At 37.8% G+C, this 21,573-nt stretch carries 21 protein-coding genes and 1 tRNA gene; 19 read left to right on the top strand and 3 right to left on the bottom strand.

Annotated elements, in window-relative coordinates; genetic code table 11:
* Positions 1 to 28: 28 nt before the first annotated feature.
* Together AYR53_RS03760 and AYR53_RS03765 are read right to left on the bottom strand one after the other, a co-directional pair.
* On the bottom strand, positions 29 to 1,471 hold the full coding sequence (locus AYR53_RS03760) for a C69 family dipeptidase (RefSeq protein ID WP_068279262.1): 1,443 nt from the start codon (positions 1,469 to 1,471) through the stop codon (positions 29 to 31).
* Between the two features lie 79 nt (positions 1,472 to 1,550).
* Positions 1,551 to 2,621, bottom strand: a complete 1,071-nt coding sequence (locus AYR53_RS03765; protein ID WP_068279259.1) for a M24 family metallopeptidase — start codon at positions 2,619 to 2,621, stop codon at positions 1,551 to 1,553.
* 675 nt (positions 2,622 to 3,296) lie between these two features.
* Between AYR53_RS03765 and AYR53_RS03770 the strand changes: the two genes are divergently transcribed.
* From AYR53_RS03770 to AYR53_RS03800, 8 genes are all read left to right on the top strand, one after another.
* Positions 3,297 to 4,661, top strand: coding sequence for a peptide MFS transporter (locus AYR53_RS03770; RefSeq protein WP_068279256.1), 1,365 nt, complete (start codon positions 3,297 to 3,299; stop codon positions 4,659 to 4,661).
* Positions 4,662 to 4,996: 335 nt separating this feature from the next.
* Positions 4,997 to 6,337 carry a proline reductase-associated electron transfer protein PrdC gene (gene prdC / locus AYR53_RS03775; protein ID WP_239691369.1) on the top strand — a complete coding sequence of 447 codons (1,341 nt, stop codon included), beginning with the start codon at positions 4,997 to 4,999 and terminating at the stop codon, positions 6,335 to 6,337.
* A gap of 363 nt (positions 6,338 to 6,700) precedes the next feature.
* Positions 6,701 to 8,161, top strand: coding sequence for a peptide MFS transporter (locus tag AYR53_RS03780; RefSeq protein ID WP_068279253.1), 1,461 nt, complete (start codon positions 6,701 to 6,703; stop codon positions 8,159 to 8,161).
* 43 nt (positions 8,162 to 8,204) lie between these two features.
* Positions 8,205 to 8,301, top strand: a tRNA-Sec gene (locus tag AYR53_RS13500).
* 343 nt (positions 8,302 to 8,644) lie between these two features.
* Positions 8,645 to 9,403: a threonine/serine exporter family protein gene (locus tag AYR53_RS03785; RefSeq protein ID WP_068279249.1), complete on the top strand. Its 759-nt coding sequence runs from the start codon at positions 8,645 to 8,647 to the stop codon at positions 9,401 to 9,403.
* Positions 9,404 to 9,432: 29 nt separating this feature from the next.
* Positions 9,433 to 9,876, top strand: a complete 444-nt coding sequence (locus tag AYR53_RS03790; protein WP_271290861.1) for a threonine/serine exporter family protein — start codon at positions 9,433 to 9,435, stop codon at positions 9,874 to 9,876.
* 69 nt (positions 9,877 to 9,945) lie between these two features.
* Positions 9,946 to 10,827 (top strand): proline iminopeptidase, encoded by an 882-nt coding sequence (gene pepI, locus AYR53_RS03795; RefSeq protein WP_068279243.1) that lies wholly within the window; start codon positions 9,946 to 9,948, stop codon positions 10,825 to 10,827.
* 279 nt (positions 10,828 to 11,106) lie between these two features.
* A complete protein-coding gene (locus tag AYR53_RS03800) occupies positions 11,107 to 11,334 on the top strand; it encodes a hypothetical protein (protein WP_068279240.1) in 228 nt (75 codons plus the stop codon).
* On the opposite strand, the gene AYR53_RS03805 is transcribed toward AYR53_RS03800, so the two are convergent.
* On the bottom strand, positions 11,335 to 12,606 hold the full coding sequence (locus tag AYR53_RS03805) for an ISL3 family transposase (protein WP_068279055.1): 1,272 nt from the start codon (positions 12,604 to 12,606) through the stop codon (positions 11,335 to 11,337).
* Positions 12,607 to 12,795: 189 nt separating this feature from the next.
* On the opposite strand from AYR53_RS03805, the gene AYR53_RS03810 reads away from it, so the two are divergent.
* The 11 genes from AYR53_RS03810 to AYR53_RS03860 all read left to right on the top strand — a co-directional run bounded on the left by AYR53_RS03810 (position 12,796) and on the right by AYR53_RS03860 (position 21,492).
* Positions 12,796 to 13,626: a sulfurtransferase gene (locus AYR53_RS03810; RefSeq protein ID WP_272481868.1), complete on the top strand. Its 831-nt coding sequence runs from the start codon at positions 12,796 to 12,798 to the stop codon at positions 13,624 to 13,626.
* Positions 13,627 to 13,743: 117 nt separating this feature from the next.
* Positions 13,744 to 14,223, top strand: coding sequence for a CD3072 family TudS-related putative desulfidase (locus AYR53_RS03815; RefSeq protein ID WP_068279237.1), 480 nt, complete (start codon positions 13,744 to 13,746; stop codon positions 14,221 to 14,223).
* A gap of 1 nt (position 14,224) precedes the next feature.
* Positions 14,225 to 14,776, top strand: coding sequence for a CD3073 family putative ECF transporter S component (locus AYR53_RS03820; protein WP_068279236.1), 552 nt, complete (start codon positions 14,225 to 14,227; stop codon positions 14,774 to 14,776).
* Between the two features lie 442 nt (positions 14,777 to 15,218).
* On the top strand, positions 15,219 to 17,135 hold the full coding sequence (gene prdA / locus AYR53_RS03825; protein ID WP_068279234.1) for a D-proline reductase (dithiol) proprotein PrdA: 1,917 nt from the start codon (positions 15,219 to 15,221) through the stop codon (positions 17,133 to 17,135).
* Positions 17,135 to 17,476 (top strand): CBO2463/CBO2479 domain-containing protein, encoded by a 342-nt coding sequence (locus tag AYR53_RS03830; RefSeq protein WP_068279232.1) that lies wholly within the window; start codon positions 17,135 to 17,137, stop codon positions 17,474 to 17,476. The genes prdA and AYR53_RS03830 overlap by 1 nt, the downstream gene beginning before the upstream one ends.
* On the top strand, positions 17,473 to 17,925 hold the full coding sequence (locus AYR53_RS13990; RefSeq protein WP_068279229.1) for a glycine/sarcosine/betaine reductase selenoprotein B family protein: 453 nt from the start codon (positions 17,473 to 17,475) through the stop codon (positions 17,923 to 17,925). The genes AYR53_RS03830 and AYR53_RS13990 overlap by 4 nt, the downstream gene beginning before the upstream one ends.
* A gap of 27 nt (positions 17,926 to 17,952) precedes the next feature.
* The gene (locus AYR53_RS13995; RefSeq protein WP_239690510.1) at positions 17,953 to 18,198 is read left to right on the top strand and encodes a hypothetical protein; all 246 of its coding nucleotides are present in this window, start codon (positions 17,953 to 17,955) and stop codon (positions 18,196 to 18,198) included.
* 73 nt (positions 18,199 to 18,271) lie between these two features.
* Entirely contained in the window at positions 18,272 to 19,012 is a 741-nt protein-coding gene (gene prdD / locus AYR53_RS03845) for a proline reductase cluster protein PrdD (protein WP_068279223.1), read from the top strand.
* A gap of 22 nt (positions 19,013 to 19,034) precedes the next feature.
* Positions 19,035 to 19,511 (top strand): glycine/sarcosine/betaine reductase component B subunit, encoded by a 477-nt coding sequence (locus AYR53_RS03850; protein WP_068279220.1) that lies wholly within the window; start codon positions 19,035 to 19,037, stop codon positions 19,509 to 19,511.
* Between the two features lie 46 nt (positions 19,512 to 19,557).
* Entirely contained in the window at positions 19,558 to 20,574 is a 1,017-nt protein-coding gene (locus tag AYR53_RS03855; protein ID WP_068279217.1) for a proline racemase family protein, read from the top strand.
* Between the two features lie 15 nt (positions 20,575 to 20,589).
* Positions 20,590 to 21,492 (top strand): sulfite exporter TauE/SafE family protein, encoded by a 903-nt coding sequence (locus AYR53_RS03860; RefSeq protein ID WP_068279215.1) that lies wholly within the window; start codon positions 20,590 to 20,592, stop codon positions 21,490 to 21,492.
* Positions 21,493 to 21,573: the final 81 nt, after the last annotated feature.

A 21,573-nucleotide genomic window follows, 5' to 3' on the forward strand; every position in this document is an offset into this window, starting at 1 on the left:
CACGCCCTTATTCCTAGTAGTGAGGGTGTTATAAGTTCTGACCACGATCAAAGAAATACTTTGAAGATAACAACGATTGTTTGAATAAATCACTTAATAATTCCTCAGTTTTATTTGTAATATTTCCTGCAGTATCATTATTAGCCTTTGTCAGATAGCCTGTGATTTTGTCATTTGATAGTTTAGCAGCATCAGCATCAATCTTTTTTAAACGCCCTAAAACATAACTTTGGCTTGTATCACGATAATCATTAACCTGGTTAATAAATTGATGATAGTGCGGTTCAACGACTACTTGCAACGCCTTGTACAGCCAATACGCACTATTTAGCGAAACTTTATTATCCGCAACTTGATAATTTTTAGGGGTATCGGTGACATTTGTATAAAATGGAACAAACGGGCTATAGCAGTAGAAACCTAGATTAATCCATTGTACTGCGGCCAGTTGCTCGGCCACATGATTACGGATTTGAAGTATGCAGGAACAGTGATTACGATCTAACGCAACTGAACGGAATTTTTTCTGTTCATCTTTTGTTCCAGAGGCATAGGTATCAAAGGGATCATAAGGGGTGCCATTATAATGTGAAGACAAAAAGAATTCGACATCTTCAACTGCAATTTTACGATTTGCTCTTTGAATAAAAGGAATATCTTGACTAGTTGGTTCTTGCTCCAAGTCTGGTGTAAATAATTTCTGGCCATACCATGAGCGGGGCGTGTTATAGTACGCATCTGCCTCATCCTTTGTCCCAAATATATTTCTAAAATTAAAGGTTTGTGGATTTGGATTTAAATGATTCACTTCGACAAAGGTTTGGATATTGCTTGAGGTCATAAAAAAGTCTGGATTGTTAAAATCGATTTCTTCGATACACATAATATTTGGTGCAACAGCGTACGCATCGTCTGGAATACGTTGGGCAACCCATTGATGGCCACCACCCGTTTCGAAGTACCAAATCTCATTTTTATCATTAAAAGCAATACCGTTAGTCTCCCCAGTACCGTATTTTTCAATAAGGCCACCCAGCCGAACGACACCTTCACGAGCTGTCTTAATATAAGGTAACACTAAGGTAACCATTGAATCTTCATCAATCCCATCTTCAACTAACGGATCATAGCCCAAGACACGCGGGTTGGTAAATTCAGTTTCTGTGGCGCTCATTCCAACATTATATTCATTAATTCCCTGTTCGTCCCAAATACCTTCACTTTGATCGGCATTTGGAGTTGCTGTGTAACGGCAACCTTTTTCAGTTAAGGGAACTTTAACGCCATTATAAGTTGAAATAAATGTTTCACCGTTATGATCTTTTGCCGGGTAAGTGACAAATAATTTTGGCTTAACGCCATCATGGCCATCTTCATCACGTGCAATCATAGTAGAACCATCCATACTGGCATTTTTTCCAACTAGTATTGCTGTACAATCTGAATTGACATTCTTTTTATCTTTTGTCATGAGTATTACTCCTTAAGGTTGGTTTTATTTTAAAAACGACATCTTAATAAGTTAATCCTTTGAAAATAAAAAGCGAGAATTATAATTCAATTAGATCATGGGGGGTACTGATCATATTTTCAAAGCCACCTTTTTTAACAAGCACTTGATCTTCGATGCGAATTCCACCCCAGTTAGGTAAGTAAATACCTGGTTCAATGGTTATAACTGTATTTTCCTCCAGAATATCGTTAAACTGAGTAGAAAGGTAAGGCAATTCGTGAACAAATAAACCAATACTATGGCCAATATTAGCGTAAGTGTAGTCGGCGTAATTCGTTCCCTTAAGCGGTTCCAATGATTTTGGATAGAATTCTTTAGCCGATACACCGGCCTGCATGATTTCTTCGCAGGCTTCTAACGAGCGTTTTTCGTACTCGTAAACTTCACGTTGTTTTGCAGTTGCTTTACCAACCACAACAGTTCTCGTCATATCAGATAAATAACCATTATATTGACAACCATAATCCATTAACACAAAATCACCGTATTCAATGGCCTTTTTTGAGGGAATACCGTGAAGTAAAGAGGTGCGGGCGCCTGAAATTAAGATATTACCGTAAGGCTGAGTATCGGCACCTTCTTCGACCATGTATAAAGAAAGCTTTGCGGCCAATTCTTTTTCTGTGACACCGACATGGATATCCTTTAAAATACGCTCGAACGCACGACAAGAAATATCACAGGCAATGCGCATATTTTGAATTTCTGCTGGTGTTTTAATGATACGCATTTTATCAATAATACCGCCAGCCTTAATTAATTCAACGTTACTTTTTTCACGGAAATCATCGTACATATCAAAATTCAGATAATCTGATTCAAATGCTATTGTTTTAAGATTGTTTTCCTGCACCAGTTGAGCAACAGTATCGCCAACCGTTTTTCCAGGTAAACGCCAGTTAATAATGTTATAGTCTGGAATCTCAAGGTTTGCTTGTTCAGTATACCGGGGATCAGTTAAGAAATATTGATTTTTTTGAGTCAACAAAATATAAGAGTCATCACCAGTCCAACCACTCGCAAAACGGACATTCACTCTTTTGGCAATAAAAAAGGCATCTAAATGTTGTTCTGCTAAAAAAGTTTGAATCTTTGTTTCGTTTTTCAAAAGTTTCACTTCCTTAGATATAATTGAATTCACAGTAAGTATAGTCTAAAGTTCCATCAACTAAAACCGGTTTAGAATCATTTCACAAATATATGTACAATTTTGTTTACATTAGGCTAATTCATTTCTTTAAAAATGAATTTTTTGATATTTTTATGAAAGCGCTTATTTAAGTGGCTGCTATTCAGTATTTAATTAGATCTAATTTGAAATAAGCTTTTATTTTCTTTATTAATATAGAATTATTTTTTATTAATAATTCTATAAGCACTGCTATATCAGTATAATCAATAAAATAGTTTGTTTTAAAAAAATGATAAATAGGACTAATTAATACTAATTTAAATTTAATACAACTATTAATAATTTTAAAGATGCTATAATTACCACGATAAACGTAAAATTATTAAGTGGATTTTTAATAAATTTTTATTCTTGTAAGTGAAAAAGTGATCAGAATTTGACTGCCAGCAAACTTATTAGAGTAGTTGGGAGGTAGAATCGAAAAAACTATCTATTTGGCAGATTATTATTTTTTACCTGGTTTAAATATTATTATTCGAGGCGAAGATCAGTAATATGCACTCGGACATGGTTCTTAATTTTTTTAGAAGGCGGGCTTACATTAACATGATTAGTAGTTAAAAATAGATTCGGTTGAAAGAAGGTAAAATTATGAATACACCGGTAAAGAAAAAGAAACCATTTGGTTTTTATGTCTGTTCCATTGGCTTTACACTAGAACGGGCCGCTTTTTATACAGTTAAGTATATGCTGGCGATTTGGATTGCTACTTCCGTCGGTAATGGTGGATTGGGGCTTAGTGATGTAAAAGCGGCTTCAATGGCAGCAACTTTCATTGCAATGACGTATATCGCCCCCGTTATTGGCGGGTATATTGCGGATTATTGGCTGAGTCCGCGAATTTGTGTCACTTTGGGCATGTTTTTAATGGGTGCCGGGTATCTAGTTACATGGCAGGCACATTCAATACCAATGGTTTGGATTATGATTATCCTAGTGGCCGTAGGTACAGGTCTATTTAAGGGTAATCTATCGGGCGTTAATGGCCTTTTATTTACCGATGAAAAGGATCTTAATGAAGCTTTTTCAGTGCAATATTCGTTTGTAAACGTCGGTTCCTTCATTGGAACGACATTTATTGTGTTATTAATTGCCTCATACGGCTTTAATTTTGTTTTCTTGATTTGTGGGTTATTGCTTTTTGCCGATGCTATTTGGTTTACGGTTAACGGAAAGTCACTGGGTGATGCTGGTAAAAAGCCATTTAAGGTTGATCAGCGTAAATTTAAAATTAGCGATGAAGAACAGGCAACTAAAGAAGCAAATAAGAACAAGCCGTTAACTTCAGGCGATAAAAAGAGAGTTATGGCAATTATTCTGGTAACGTTATTCTCTGTGGTATTTTGGATGGTCTGGTATTTGGCCTATATGCCAACTTACTACTATTTTGGTTACGGGGATGGTGCCGCCTTCTTAAATCGTGCTAACTGGGTAATTGGTAGCTTTAAGGTACCAACCTCTTATTTTGATTCAATGAACGCATTAGCTTGCATTGCTTTAGGTCCAATTATTGGTAAATTGTGGACCAAGTTGTCACGACGGCCACAAGGTGATTTGAGTATGTTCAAAAAGACGTCCTTAGGTATAATTTTCATTGGTGTCGCCTACGTTGTTATGGTAGTGGCCGATATTGTTGGTCATGGAAGTACTTCGATACTATGGATCGTGTTAATTAGTATTTTAATGTCAGTGGGGGAAATGGTCTTCTCGCCGGTTGGTAATTCCTTTATTACAAAATTAGCACCATCTAAGTTAATGGGGGTTTTACTAGGTTTTTGGCCAATTGCCGTCTTTTTCGCAACCTTAATTTACCCTAAAGTTTATGCGCTACTTAAAACGGACGTTCCCAGTCAATTCCAAAAGGGTTACGGTATTTTGGCACTTATTGTGATTGTTTTGGGTCTTATTCTCTGGTTTTCGAGTAGTAAGCTTGATGATCTCGAAAAAACAGAATAGGCAAACAGAATTTATGGCAAGTACACTTATTTTGATCATTTCGAAAAATGTGGGTAAAGTAACTTTTAATCCGATGTGAATTGAAATGATGGCCTACTAAATATAATCGAATAAAGATTTTAAATACGTAAGAAACGGCACCAACTAGGCCCGTGTTTGGATCTAGTTGGTGCTAGTTTTTTGTGTTTTAATCACACAAAGATAGTGATTTTTTTAAAAAGATTAGTCCTTAAATTATTTATGATTAATAGGGAAGGGGTGGTTTCTTTTTTGGAAAAGGGTTACATTCATTTTTATTTCTGCTATTATAAACTTGTGCTATGTGTTTTTCATTTGTGAAAAAACATAAGGGAATGATTGAAGTGCAACAAATCACTTTGTTATTAAAGCAAAATGTTGGCGGACCTGCAAAACCAACTATTAAAGTCGGTGAAGTGGTTAAACGCGGACAATTAATTGGAATTCCAGAAGGTTTAGGTGCTTACCTGCATGCCAGTGTTAGTGGCAAAGTCAGTGATATTACTGATTCTGCTATTGTAATTGATGCGGACAATGAGCAGCCTAAAGATTTTGTACCAATAGAAGCAACAGATTCTAATGTAGAAGCAATTAAATTGGCCGGCATTGTTGGTGCTGGTGGTGCCGGTTTTCCAACGTATGCTAAATTAGCAAAACCAATTACTAATGGTCATTTGTTAATTAACGCCGCTGAATGTGAGCCAATTTTAGGCCATAATATTTCTAGAATTCAGACCGATGCTGAAAAGATTATTCGGGGTATTGAATACGTAAAAGAAATTGTTGACGCTGCTGATGTTCAGATCGCCATCAAACGTAAACATACTAATGCCGTAGCTCTTTTAGAAGAAGCCATTCGTGGACATGACGATATTTCCTTAGAGATCTTGCGTAACCGTTATCCAGAAGGCGAAGAAAGAGCAATTATTCGTGATTCTAATATTAATAAGCTTTTGAAGACGGATGAGCTACCATATGCGGCCAATGCGATTGTTATTAATTTAGAAACTGTTTTTCGGGTTGCACAAGCAATTGAAGATCGTCAACCAGTTATTACTAAGGATATTACCATTGCTGGCCGGCTACAAGGCGACAACGAAATTGTTTCTGTTCATAAAGATGTACCAGTTGGAACACCAGTTGGGACATTGTTAGATCAGTATCCCGAAATGGCCGATTACGGCGAATTAATTATGGGCGGTCCTTTCACTGGTAAACACACTGAACGAGATCAACCAATTACCAAAACTACTGGCGGAATTATTGCTACTATTCCATTTCCACAGTTGAATGGTGAAAAAGTTGGTTTATTAGCTTGCGCTTGCAGTGCGACACCAGAACGAATGAAAGAAATTGCTGGTAAAATGGGTGCCGATGTTGTCGGAGTGCAATGGTGTAAAAATGCTGTTGTTAATCCTAAGACGGGAACTGCCAAATGTATTAATCCAGGCATTTGCCCCGGACAGGCTGAAAAAGTTTTGAATTTACGTAAAATGGGAGCAGAGACCTTATTAATTGGTAACTGTACTGATTGTACAAATACCGTTATGGGAATTGCACCAAAACTGAATTTACCGGTTTTCCATACAACTGATTTTGCTCGTCGTGCTACTGGAGAACGAATTATGCGTCATATGTTGCCAGAGAACGACCAATAATTTTTAAATTAGGAGAGTGTGACTACTTGCGTTGATAAGTATGAGCGCTCTTTTTTTATAAAGATACATGTGAAAAAGTTTCAATTAATTTTGATATATACTTGTAGCCTATAAAATGGTTGAAAAAGTATAGAAGGTCGCTTCTCCAAGCATTTTTAAACAAACTTGATCAGGAAAGTACTAGTAAAATAATTTTCAAACACATCCTAGCTCACTAATATCATTAAGCGTTATCGAGCAAAATCCAAGTAACTTATAAAACAGTTTTGAGAAAATAACTAAAATAAATCAATAATTTTCATTTTTAAGTTTAATAAAGTACTTTTTGGATTTGTTCTGTACTCAAATTACTGGAGGGATATTATGGATAAATATGATCATCAATTTTTCGGCCATCCCAGAGGGCTTTCAACCCTATTTTTCACTGAATTATGGGAAAGATTTAGTTATTATGGTATGCGTGCTATTTTACTTTTTTATATGTTGGATAAGATTCAAAATGGTGGTCTAGCAATTAATGCAACTTTAGGTGCATCGATTATGGCAATTTATGGTGCCCTTGTATTCATGTCTAGCGTTGTTGGTGGTTTTGTTAGTGATCGAATTTTGGGACCACGGCGAACGGTGCTTTATGGTGGTATTCTGATTATGTTTGGCCATATTGTTCTTTCAACCCCAATGGGAATGATTGGATTACTTTTATCAATTCTTTTAATTACTATGGGTACTGGGTTATTAAAGCCTAACGTATCGGACATGGTTGGTGGTCTATATAGTAAAACAGATTCCCGGCGTGATGCAGGTTTCACAATTTATTATATGGGCATTAATATTGGGGCGTTGATTGCACCTTGGATTGTGGGTTGGTTAGGCCAAAGTTATAATTATCATCTTGGTTTTTCAATTGCTGCAATTGGTATGTTTGTAGGATTGCTTCAGTATTATTTCAATGGTCGTAAGTATTTAAGCGATGATGGCTTAAAACCCACTGATCCGCTTAATAGTGACAGTGTCAAAAATGTTATTAAGGGAATCGTTTTGGGACTAATTGCACTAGCCATTATTTTAAGTATTATGGGGATCACTGGTGAATTTTCGATCACTAATATTATTTTACTGATCACAATTGTAGGGGTTGTTTTACCAATTGTTTATTTTACGGTTATTATCAGAAGCAGTAAGGTAACTGACCCAGAACGAAAGCGAATTTATGCTTATATCTTTCTGTTCATTGCAAGTATTGTTTTTTGGTCGATTTATGAGCAAGGTTCAGTTGTTTTAGCATTATTTGCTTCTTCACAAACGGATTTACATATACTGGGTATGCACATTGAACCTAGTCAACTTCAAAGTGTTAATGCCTTATTTGTTATTATGTACACCCCAATGTTTGCCTTTCTTTGGACTAAATTAGGTAAACGGCAACCGTCTTCACCAAACAAATTTGCTATCGGGATGGTTTTTGCCGGGATTTCGTTCTTGGTTATGGTTATTCCCGTAGCATTATTCGGTACATCCGCCAAAGTCAGTCCGTTTTGGTTAATTCTTTGTTGGGGACTAGTAGAAGTTGGTGAAATGTTGATTTCACCAGTTGGTTTGTCGCTAACCACCAAACTGGCACCAAAGGCATTTCAAGCACAAATGATGAGCGTTTGGTTTTTGGGCGATGCCGCGGCGCAATCAATCAATGCACAAATTGTCCGTTTTTATCAACCAGAAACAGAAATTGCCTATTTTAGCACTTTCGGGATTATTGCAATTTTAGTTGGCTTATTACTATTTGCTTTTAGAAATAGACTGCAAAGATTAATTCAGGTAGCTTAAAAGAATATTGACAACTATTTCGGTTCTGTGTAATATGTTTGGTGGGAGTGGATGGGTTCTGGTGTTCCCTCTGGTCTTCAAAACCAGTATGAGGAGTTAAGAGCTTCTTAGGTGGGTTCGATTCCCACACATTCCCGCCAATAGCAAATTAATGCCATTTAAGGCAAAAGTGTGAAACTGATTTGGTTTCACGCTTTTTTTATAGGTTTAGATTGTGTTTGGAAAATACCTTTACTAGTATTTACCTGACTAATTTGGCGCAAACGTGCTGGAAAAAAGCAGCCTTTTGTACTTACCATAATTGCGGAATAGTGCCTGAGCGCTTTTTCCAATATTCCTTGGTTTAAAATAAATTGTTTTATAGTACACTAAGCATGTAAGCGCATTTTTAATCAATATAAAAAGGAGGAGGCCGTGGCAGTTAGGGCAAAGTGTTAAAGGGTATAAAAATTTTTCAAGCTTGGTAAGCAGGAGGCGCAACTAGTGAATGAGCGTGAACGGTTTGATTTAGTTTATGATATCGGGGAGTCACTGTTAAAAAATGGTGCGGAGATTAAACGAGTTGAACTGACAATTCGGCATGTGGCCGTTTCTTTAAAATTAAAGGAGTTTGATAGTTTTGTTTTAATAAACGGCATTTTTATGACGGCCTACTGTGATAATGGCATGGTTCAAGCACGTGTCCGGGTTATTCCGATTTCACCAATTTCGTTAGGGCGAATTGAAGGTATCAATACATTATCACGACAAATGTCTGAAGGTACAGTGACCGCTGAGGAGGCTATGGCTCAGCTGAAAGAAATTAAAAAGCAGAATTTTACTTCGACCAGATTAAAAATAGTTGCTTACGCCTTTGGAAGTGCCAGTTTCTGTTATATCTTTGGTGGAACCATTTGGGATTCGTTAGGAGCACTGATTTTAGGGATTGTTTTATCCTTGTACAGTATTTTTATTTTACCGCGAGTCAACATGTCGAAAATTGTTATCAATGTTACAAGCAGTATGCTGGTCAGTATTTTAGCCTGTATTGCCGTTAAATTATTTCCTGTTATACGGTTAAATAGTTTAATAATTGGCGGTATTATTTCGTTAGTTCCAGGAGTGCCACTGGTAAATGGCATTCGTTATTTGTTTAACGAAGATTATAGTTCTGGCTGGGGCCAAATGATTGATGCAGTGGTGACTTCACTCTGTATTTCAGTTGGTGTTGGTATCGTTTTGCAGTTGTTTAATATACTTTAGGGAGGTGCCAAATTATTCTACTTCAATTAATTGCTGGTTTTTTAGGGACAGTGTCTTTTGCCATTTTATTTGAATCGCCAAAAAGATATTATCTTTATTGCGGGGGTATTGATGCCTTTGGTTGGTTTATCTACCTAGTTATTATGCATTATTGGACCGTTCCAGTTACCGCAACGTTTGTGTCTGCATTAGTTCTAACTTTTTTATCCCGCGAGGCCGCTTATGCTCTGCGCGCGCCAGTAACGATCTTTCTGATTTGTGGTATTTTTTGTTTAGTCCCAGGAATTGGTATTTATAATTTTACGTATAATTTTTTTATTGGTGATTCAGTAAAGGCCGCACAAACAGGCGTACAAGTTTTGAAGATTGCAATTGCGATTTCTTTAGGAATAAGTGTGGCCTATGAGTTTTCACCAAAGTGGTTCTATGCTTACCGAAGGCGTCAAAAATTGTTAGAACAAAAGAATAAGTAAGCTTTAGAATTTTACAATTAATTTTATTTTAACGAGTTTAATAACAATGAATTATGGAGGCGGATATCAATGAAGATCAAAGAAGGTTATATGCCGTATTTGGGTTATAAAACTTATTACCGAATAGTTGGTGAACAAAAAGGTAACAAAAAGCCATTACTTTTACTTCATGGCGGCCCTGGTTCAACGCATAATTATTTTGAAATATTAGATAAAATGGCCGTAGATGGCCGGCAATTAATTATGTACGACCAATTAGGTTGCGGTCTTTCAGCTGTTCCATCTAATCCTGCGTTATGGCGATCGGAAACCTGGGTAAATGAGTTGATTGCCTTAAGAAAATATCTTAATTTAGATCAGGTTCATTTATTGGGCCAGTCTTGGGGTGGAATGCTGGAATTGATTTATACTTGCGATTATGCGCCTACGGGTATCAAAAGTATGATTCTAGCAAGTACTTTACCATCGGCCAAACTTTGGGCACAAGAGCAGCACCGAATGATTAAATTTTTATCAAAAGAGGATCAAGAAGCGATCGCGCATGCTGAAGCAACTGACGATTATACGGCTCCGGCCTACTTAGCGGCAAATGATCGTTATATGGTGCAACATGCAGCGGCGACTCCAACGGCCAGTTCACCAGAACCGTTGCGGCGGAAAAAGGTTAGTGGAACTGAATCCTACGTGACAGCGTGGGGCCCTAACGAATATAATCCACTGGGGACGTTGAAAAATTATGATTATACTGCCCAGCTAAAGGATATCAAGCTACCAACTCTAGTAACTAGTGGCACTAACGATTTGTGTACGCCACTCATTGCAAAGACAATGTATGACGGAATTCCAGGAGCACGCTGGGAGTTGTTTGCCCATAGTCGCCACATGTCGTTTGTGGAAGAAACCGATAAATATATCGAGATTCTCGAAAAATGGCTTACTGAACATGATTGATCTGGCCATTTTGAAGAGTTGATCACCCTTGCAAAAGTTGGCTGGTCCCAACCACAGAAAATATGACTAAGAATAGTTAATCTTAAATCCGCGAACAAACTTAATTGTTGTTGCGGATTTTTTTGTGGACCAAGGTTCTTAATTTTAGGATAGATACAATTTTGATTGTGAACTAGTATACGATTTATTAAAAGCTGATTATAAAAGATAAAAAGTTCACAAAATTTGATTGCAATCGATTTCGCGATAGCATATGATTTATTTTGAGGAGGAATTTATATGAAGACAAAGGGTAGAATCTGGCATTATTTATTAATATTCGGTATTTTTGCTACAGCTTTAGGTATTAGTGCACCATCGGCTAATGCTGCTAAAACATATTATGCTCAGCATGATGACACACAAAAGACGGCTGGGCCACGGGTTTTTGTTAGCCCACACTGGGTGAACCAAGTTATACAGGCTCTTCGTCAACTGTTGTTGGTGAATCCATATTTCGAGTTCTAATCACTTCGTGATTAGGGCTCTTTTTGTTTTGATTTTGAAAACGTATAGTACTCGAGTTCTAAACCTCCAGAAGCTGCGATAGCCAAAACTGGCTCGTTTGATCGCCTTGATTTTATTATTAGAACCTTCCAAAGGACCATTTGAATAGTGTGTGGTAAAGGTGTTACGAATCTCATCATGATGGCTTTCAAGTGTTTTAATCGTGTTCTTCATTTCTTCAGAATACGTTTTGTTATTCCAAAATGCCGCATTGTAGTTATGCCAATCTTGATGTTGGACAGCTGACCGGACGCTGTTTAAGACTTGATAAGTTTGTTCTAGTTCTGAATCCAACGATAACAGCTGATGGACAACATCGGTGGCAGCCATCCAGTAAGGAAAATTAGTCCACTTTTTGAATTGTTCAAAGTTAAGCTGTTCAGTTGGTACTAACAACAGCTTCCAGTAGCGCTTAAGGGCGTGAAATTCGCGAGAAGACGGGGTAAACTTCTTCATCACCTTGATTCTGGTTTTGTTAAACGCCCGATTTAGGGCGTTGATAATATGAAACTTGTCCATGACCACCATGGCATTGGGGAACACGGTCTGCACAAGCTTGGGGTAGGTATAATTCATATCAGTCACAATAATTTTGACGTTTTCTCGGGCAGCTTGATCGAAGCGGTAAAAATACTTCTCTAGTTTATTGATGGTTCGATAAGGGAGTAAGTCGATTAATTCATGGGTTTCGCCATTCATGAACTCAAAGCTCATGGCACCAGTAGCGCTCTTGGTACTCTTCACCTCATCCATTAAGATGATCTCTGGTAAATAGTGCCAATTGGTTTGAAAGTCTCGTTCAGCGCGCATTAACTGGCGGCCCACAAATGAATCTGATGCCGATACTTCATTGGCAATGTGCTTCAAAGAGACCGGTTCACCGAGCTTCTCTAGGCATTCTTTGCGGCTGGTGTTTGAAATTGTACAGTGTTTCGGAACTGCCAATGTTTGTGCAAGAAAGTTGCCGTGACATTCTTTACAGTGGAAATAGCGGCGCTTTAAGGCTAAGATGACGGTGTTGCTCAGAACCTTCGAGAATCTGATAGTGGTATTGCGCCAGCCGTAGTTAATAATCTTTTGATCATTGATAATCCCGCACTTGGGACAAGCCTTCGGCGTGTAATCCAAGTGGCCAGTTAAGCGAATAACCCCGTCTTCTCCAGTTTCACCGTCAGTAATTTTTAGGTTCTCGTCAGCTATTCCTAATAATAATTTTGTAGTATCATGACACATAGGGCATTTCCTTCTTTCTGAAAAATCTTCGTGGTGGTTGACTTGGATGAACGGACAGGAAATGTCCGCTTTTTTATTCTAGCCATAAATAAAAAATCTGTCATCAGTAATAGATGAAAATCTATTACCAACAACAGATATTGTAGAACCGTTATACATAATAAAACGGACGTTAAGGATTACAAAGTAATTGAGGCGTCTTATGGGAATGACAGTACCTTCAAGAAAGGCCATATTCCTGGATCAATGCACGTTAATACCAATTCAGTTGAATCAGAAGCCAATCAATGGAATTTGTTATCAGCAGAACACATTAAGCAGGTTTTATTGAAACGTGGTGTTACTAGTAAGACTACGTTGATTGTGTATTCAGCTGATACCAATGCTGCCTCACGCGTTGCTTTTGCGGCTCTTTGGACGGGTGTTAATAACGTCAAAGTTGTTGATGGTGGTTATAATGGCTGGAAAAAGAGCGATTTTACAGTTCAAAAAGGTGCAGCTAAATCCGTCAAAGCAGCAAGTGATTTTGGTGTAACTGTTCCGGCCAATGCTAAGTACGAAGTTAAGCTACCTGCCGAAGTTTTGAAACAGAAGAAGGCTGATCCTAACTTAATTCTAGCAAGTACAAGATCATGGCCTGAATTTACGGGTAAGATCAGTGGTTATTCTTACATTAAGGATAAAGGTGAACCTAAGGGTGCAGTCTACGCTAAAGCAAGTAAGACTAGTGCTGACGCGGCCTACTTATTGAATAAAAATGGCACCGTTAAAACGGCGGATCAGGTTTTACCTGCATGGGAAAAATGGGGTATAAAACCAACAAGCAATATTGACTTTTATTGTGGAACTGGTTGGCGTGCCGCAACGGCCTTCTTAATTACTTATCAAGCAGGCTGGAAAAACGTTCATGTTTATGATGGCGGTTGGTATTCTTGGGATAAAGCACACAAGAAGGAACCAGCCAAGTATCAGGTACAGGTTGGTGATCCACGTTCTAAGAGTGTCAAAATATTGAAATAAATAGTTTTAAATTGACGAGTGGGACAAAAGTCGATTTTGGGTTTATGTTCTAGAGTAACGATCAGTAAGAGGCCAGGACTTTTGTCCCGGCCTCTTTTTTTGAAGGGGGATCTATTTATGTGTGGACGCAGCATAGCCGTAGTTTCACATTGTGTTTTAAATCAAAACGTGGTGGTTCACGGATTAGAACGTGCGGTAGGAGCTTTTCCATTCGTGAAAGATATTCCTGGGAAAATTGGATTAGTACAACTGCCTTGTCCAGAATTTTTACTGTTAGGCCCTGATCGACCTTCAATGACCTATAAGGATTATCTTGAAATTAACAACTACCAGCAGAAGTGTACTCAGTTGTTAGCACCAACTATTTTAGAATTGAAAGGCTATCAAAAGGCTGGCGTAAGAATTATTGGTTTGATTGGCATTGCCCAGAGTCCTAACTGTGGAATTACTGGTCAGCGCGGGGTATTCATGACCGAATTTTTACAATTATGTCAAGAAAATAATATTAGAATGCCGTATATCGAAGTACCTATCGACTATCCGGACGATCGTCAGTTTGGAAAAAAAGTTAGTTTGTTTTTGAAAGGAGATCATTAAATTGCAAATTACTAAAACAAGGATTTTAGTGTTTTGTGCCTTTGCTGCCATATTAAACGTTGTGTTAGGTGAAACCGTAGAGATGTTACATATTCCATTGCTATTCTTGGACACAATTGGAACTATTTATATTGCTGCTAATTTTGGAATTCTTTATGGTAGCCTGACTGGATTAGTGACTAATTTGTTCATGGTAGCCTTTAGTGGAATTTTAGAATTTCCATTTGCCTTAGTTAATATTGCTGTAGCAATTGTTGTTGGTTTAATGGCAAAAAAGGGTTTCGGCTTAAAGACTGCCGTTATCACTGGCGTCATTTTATCGATTGTCGCGCCTGCGATTGGAACCCCAATTCGGCTGCTTTTATATGGCGGATTTACAGGATCAGGAACGGATTTATTGATTTTTACACTTAAGGCATCGGGCAAGTCACTGTTATCATCGACTTTTATTGGAACAGTAACGGGTAATTTTGTTGATAAAATTATTTCCTGTGTTTTGGTTTCTGTTTTAATGAATAGTCCACGATTTTCCAGAATGGCGAGCCTCAAATGACCTTCATAAATCTAATGAAAATTTAATTTTAAGGGCTAAGGTTATCTTTAAATAAGAATTTAATGAAAGAACGTTATGTAATCACTAAGCAGACGGCTAAAAAATTCTTGTTACTTTTTGTAAGAATTGTGAATTGTGATACTATTAGAATTCATCTAATGAAAAGCGGTTACATTGCTTTTGTTCATGAAAAAGATTTCTTTTGTTAATCTAGATAGTATGTTAATATGTAGTTGCTTAAATAAAATTATCACAACTTATTTAAGTAATTATTAATATAAAGATTAGTTAGCAGTTGACCATTTAGCGCTGATAAGTGAAATTCTTTTTGTAAGTTGATAAAATCACAAATAGATTGAACACATAGCACAGTGTATTCATAAGCTTATTAACGCTGAACTTTCCATTGCTTAATTAATCAATTTAGAGGAGGTTAAAAAGTATGTCGATTACGGTTGAAATGGCAAAGGAACATGCAGACGATCCTGCAGTACTTTGTTGCCGTCGTGAAGGAGGAAAAGTGCTTGAGGCTGCAGATTTTGAAGACCCAACACTTTTTGATGATTATGTTGATTCTGGTTTACTAACTATTCCAGAAAATGCCTTGAAATTGGGACAAGCAGTCGGTGCAAAATTATCTAAAACAACGGATGCATTAATTCCGCTAACACCTGATAATACTGAGGATATTCAAGAAATGACTGCTGACAAAGCTGATGAGGCAGATGCTACTGCAGATGACGCTGGCGAAGTAGAACAAACAGCGCAAACGGCTTCTGTAACACCAGCAGTTCAGTCGACAGCAACTTCTAACGATCAAAGTCAGATGCTTAAGTTATCTATCAGTGAAGGTAAAGGAATAGACTTACAAATCCCTTTATCATTAATGCAGGCCCAAGGAGCTAATACTAGCACAGCTAAAAATGTTGGTGCTGCTTCGACAACCGGACCTGCAGCAACAGATGATTCCGATGAAGTACCTGCAAAGGTTGTTCGTAAGTTAACCAAAAAGCACTTCAAAATTGATAAAGTTGTTTTCGGTGATGAAACAAAAGTTGACGGAACAACATTACAATTACGCAACGAGAAACAATTATGCGCTGATGCGGTTGAAACTGAAGATTTAGTTAAAGACATGGACATCGAAATTATTACGCCTGACAAATATCATGAATACAGTGATACGATCATGGACGTTCAGCCCATTGCCACTAAAGAATCAGGTGATTTAGGCTCTGGCGTTACGCGGGTACTTGATGGTGTTGTCATGGTTCTTACTGGGACTGATGAAAATGGTGTTCAAATTGGTGAATTTGGTTCTTCAGAAGGTCCACTTGATGAAAATATCATGTGGGGTCGTCCAGGTGCCGTTGACAAAGGCGAAATCATGATTAAAGTCCGTTTGACCATTGAAGCGGGCACTAATCGTGAACGTCGTGGACCTTTGGCAGCACATAAGGCAACAGACATTATTACTGAAGAAATTCGTGAAAGCTTGAAAAAAGCCGACGATAATTTAGTTACTATGGCTGAAGACTTAGTCCAAAAGCGTCATCCAAAGCAAAAGCGTGTGTTGATTGTTAAGGAAATCATGGGCCAAGGTGCAATGCATGATAACTTATTAATGCCAGTTGAACCTGTTGGTACACTTGGTGCCAAGCCTAACGTTGATCTTGGTAATTTACCAGTCGTACTTGCGCCAACTGAATTACTTGATGGTGGTATCCATGCATTAACGTGTATCGGACCGGCGTCAAAGGAAACTTCACGGCATTACTGGCGTGAACCATTAGTTGAGGAAGCAATGAAGGATGATGATATTGACCTTGTTGGTGTTGCCTTAGTTGGTTCTCCACAAGAAAATACGCAAAAATTCTATGTTTCTAAACGCTTAGGCATGATGGTAGAGGCTATGAATTTAGATGGCGCTATTGTAACAACTGAAGGCTTTGGTAATAACCATATCGATTTTGCATCACACCTTGAAGAAATTGGTAAACGTGGTGTATCAGTTGTTGGGGTAACTTATTCGGCCGTTCAAGGGCAGCTAGTTATTGGTAATAAGTTCATGGATGCAATGGTTGATAATAATAAGTCACGTCAAGGTATCGAAAATGAGGTTTTATCAAACAATACACTTTGTGAAGAAGATGCTATTCGGGCATTATCAATGCTTCAAACTAAAATGGCTGGTGGCTCAATTAAAAAGGCCGAACATCATTGGAATCCAAATGTTAAGCAAAATAATGTGGAAGCCATTGAAAAACAGACTGGTCGCACTGTTAAATTAGTAAAGAATGAACAATCATTACCAATGAGTAAAAAACGACGTGATATTTACGAAAAGGATGAAGATTAATGGCTTCTGATAACTCTTTTTCCAGTGAATATGACAAATTAAACTATCCTTCTACTGAAACTGTGTGGGAAGGGGTCATCGTTGAGGTCACTGGTGCCAGTGTCATTATGGATTTCAAAGGACGAATGGGCCGGTTGGAAGTACCGAAGCGAATGGTTATTTCACAATATGAATTAAAAGTAGGCCAAGAAGTAGGATTTTTAATGTCCTACCCAGAGGTACTATCAGAACAACCCAATGAAAAATATCTTGGGGCGTTACACGCCTATCAAGAACGAATGAAAGTCATTCAAAAAGAAACACAAGAAAGAAAAACAAAAGAAAAGGAGCAATCAAAATGAGTTTAGAAAAGATTGATGGTTTACAATCCGAAATCTTTGTACCAATCACACCTAAACCCGTATTTACAAAAGTAACTAAGCCATTAAAAGATATGTCTGTTGCTATTGTGACGGCTGCAGGTGTCCATTTGAAAACAGATACTCCTTTCAATTTAGCTGGTGATACAAGTTTCCGTGCCGTACCAGGTACAGCTAAAGATGAGGAATTAATGGTTTCACATGGTGGCTATGATAATACGGATGTAAACCGTGACATTAATTGTATGTTTCCAATTGACCGTCTTCGAGAATTAGCCGATTCAGGTTATATTAAAGCGGTCGCCCCAACAATGTATACTTGTATGGGCGGCGGTGGTGACGTAAAAGTCTTCACTGAAAAGACTGGTCCGGAAATTGCTAAAAAATTGTTGGACGAAAACGTAGATGCTGTTGTAATGACTGCTGGTTGAGGAACTTGTCATCGAACTGCCGTGATCGTGCAGCGAGCTATTGAATCTGTCGGGATTCCTACAATTATTATTGCAGCTTTACCTCCAGTAGTACGTCAACAAGGAACACCTCGTGCAGTTGCACCTCGTGTACCAATGGGCGCTAATGCGGGTGAACCACATAACGTAGAAATGCAAACTGGTATTTTGAAAGATACGTTAGAACAACTAGAGGAAATTGATCAACCGGGTAAGATCGTACCATTACCGTACGAGTATATTGCTCAGATCTAAACAATCTGGTTTGTGGGAAGAGGCTGTTTTCGAATAGCCTCTTTTTTATTTTTTCTTAAAGAAGGGATTTTGAATGTCTGAAGATACGCTTAAAATAAAGGCTTTTTCAGTAAAAGACATTGTATTCGACACTAAATATCGCTTTACGGACGGTCATTTAGCGATCCCAGAGACAATATCCACAAGCTTACCCGCTGATTTTGAATCAATCACCATTCGAATTGTTAAGCCACATCATTTAGATGTCCAAACTAATACGATTATGGATATTTGCCCAATATCGACTAAAGTTCTTGGCAAAATTGGCGATGGGATTACCCATACGCTAACTGGGGCCTACTTCCTCATTACCGGAGCAGATACAACGGGGATCCAATTACATGACTTTGGTGCATCTAATGGTTTATTGAAAGATAAAATATCGTTAGGAAAGGCGGGAACACCAAATGAAGATGACTATATGATCTTTTTTGATGTTTTGCTTAAACCTAATTTCTCATTTGATCGGCAACTGGTAACAACTATTTTTACATTGGCAGATCAGTATTTGCAGCCAATTAGGAATATTTTAAAAATGATTAATGGTCGTTACGCTGACGAGACCCATGAATATTCTAATGAGTCTCATCCGGGAAAGCCTAAAGTCGTTGTTGTTAAAGAAGTGGCTGGTCAAGGAGCGATGTACGATAATTTACTTTTTCCAGATGAGCCTAGTGGTATGACTAATGGTGTGTCAATTATTGATATGAATAATTTTCCAGTTTTGTTAACGCCAAATGAATATCGTGATGGCGCTATTCGCGCAATGGTATAGCCATTAAAAAGGTGTGATTTCTATGGGTGTTGGTCCATCAACTAAAGAAACAACTTTACATCATTTTCGTGATCCGCTAGTAGCAGTTTTTGGCGATGATCCTGATATTGATTTTCAAGGAGTTATCGTTGTTGGAACACCACAAGATAATCTTTTGAAAAATTTAGTTGGGAAAAGAGTCGCTAAATGGCTACAAGCGATGAGAACAGATGGTGCAGTAATATCCGCAGATGGCTGGGGTAATTCTGATGTGGATTTTATGAATACAATGTCAGAGATCGGCCATGTTGGTATTTCAGTTGTTGGTTTGAAATTTATTGGAACGCAGGCAACGTTCGTTGTCACTAATGAATATACGCCCTTTGTCTTAGACATTAATAAATCAAAAGCGGGTATTGAGACAACTGTGGTTGGAGAAAATAACCTTGATTTACGTGATGCTAATAAAGCATTGGGCTTTCTAAAATTAAAAATGCGTTCAGATTTAAAAACAAAATAAGCATGATTTAACGAATAGTTAAATTGTGACTATTGGAGGTAAGGTTATGAAGTTATCACGAATGTTATCAGGTATTGATACACATACTGCTGGTGAAGCAGCACGGATTATTACGGGTGGTATTCCTAAGTTGGTTGGTAAAACAATTGCTGAAAAAAAGCAATATTTAATTGATCATAAGGATACCTTACGTACTTCATTAATGTTAGAACCTCGCGGGCATAATGAAATGTTTGGGGCCTTCTTAATTCCGGCAATCAGTGATGAAGCCGATTTTGGTATTATTTTCATGGATACAGGTGGCTATTTAAACATGTGCGGTCATAATACAATTGCTGCTGTTACAGCAATTGTTGAGACTGGGATGGTCGATGTTAGTGAAGATGACCGTGAAAAAGAAGTTGTCCTAGAAGCACCAGCAGGTATTATCAGATGTGTTGCTCATATGAGTGAACCATTTAAGGTTGATAGTGTTTCGTTTAAGAACGTTCCTGCGTTTTTGTATAAACGTGACGTAACAATTAACGTTCCTGATATTGGTGCAGTAAAGCTTGATGTTTCATTTGGTGGCAGTTTCTTTGCAATTTTACCTATTGCAGAAATTAACCGAAAAATCGAATCAAATAATGCCTCAGAACTTGCCAATGTTGGTATGAAGATTTTACGAGCGGCTAATGAGCAAATTAAGGTTCAACATCCAACGATGAGCTACATTAATTCGATTGATTTAGTAGAAATGTATGGCGAACCAAAAGATGACGATGCAACAATGCAAAACGTCGTTGTCTTCGGTGACGGTCAAGTTGATCGCTCACCTTGTGGGACGGGAACAAGTGCAAAATTAGCTACTTTATACGCAAAAGGTGAAATTAAAATTGATGAACCCTTTGTTTATGAAAGCATTCTAAGAACGAAGTTTAGAGGGCGTGTTGTTGAAGAAGCTAAGGTTGGAGACTATGATGCTGTTATTCCAGAAGTCACTGGTTCAGCTTATATCACAGGGTTTAACACCTTCTTATTTGATCCACGTGATCCATTATCAAATGGATTTGAATTGAAATAATAAGGGGGAATTAGAATGTCGATGACTTTAGTGGTACAAATTTTACTAGGTATTTTATTAGTCTACTTCGCCATAATTTGGGTTCATGATTTGGCGAAAAATCGGGATAAATTAAATGATGGTAATGTGTTCGTGGCCGGAGGAATTGGGTTTGTTACTAATTTCTTCGATGCGCTTGGTATTGGTAGTTACGCGCCAACGACCATGTTCTTAAAATTAACAAAGTTTTTGAAATCGGACAAATTGTTACCTGGTACTTTAACAATTGCTTGTTCTATTCCGGTACTGGCCGAGGCTTTCTTATTTATTACGTCGGTTAAGGTTAGTGGCGTAACTTTGCTTTCATTGGTTATTGCTTCTACAGTGGGCTCGTTTCTTGGGTCAAAGTTCATTTCACGTTTTGATGAGAAAAAAATTCAAATCATTATGGGTTTTGCTTTAATTCTCACTGCAATTTTGATGTTTCTATCGAATACCGGCTTCTTGGCTGCTTTAGGTAGCGGTAATAAGGCGACTGCTTTAGTTGGTTGGAAACTGGTTGTTGGTATTATTGGTAACTTTATTTTAGGTGCTTTAATGACAGCAGGTATCGGTCTGTACGCGCCATGTATGGCAATGATCTATTTGTTAGGTTTAACACCAATTGCGGCATTTCCAATTATGATGGCTTCTTGTGCAGCATTAATGCCGGTCGCTAGTCGTGAGTTTATTCGTAAGGGTGATTATAATCGAATTGCAACAATTGGTATTACGATTGGTGGTGTAGTTGGGGTCTTTATCGCTGTTAAATTTGTCAAGAGCTTAAATATCAAGGTTTTAACTTGGTTGGTCATTATAGTTGTTACGTACACTGCAATTACAATGTTAGTTCAAGGCTTTAGACATGCTCCTGAGGAAAACACACCAATTGAGCATTAATTAAGTATTACTTGTTCATAGCGGAACCAGTAATTTTACTGGTTCCATACATAAGAATTTCTAGAAAAGCAGCACATATTA

The sequence above is a fragment of the Loigolactobacillus backii genome (assembly GCF_001663675.1).
In the GTDB taxonomy this organism is placed as follows: Bacteria; Bacillota; Bacilli; order Lactobacillales; family Lactobacillaceae; genus Loigolactobacillus; species Loigolactobacillus backii.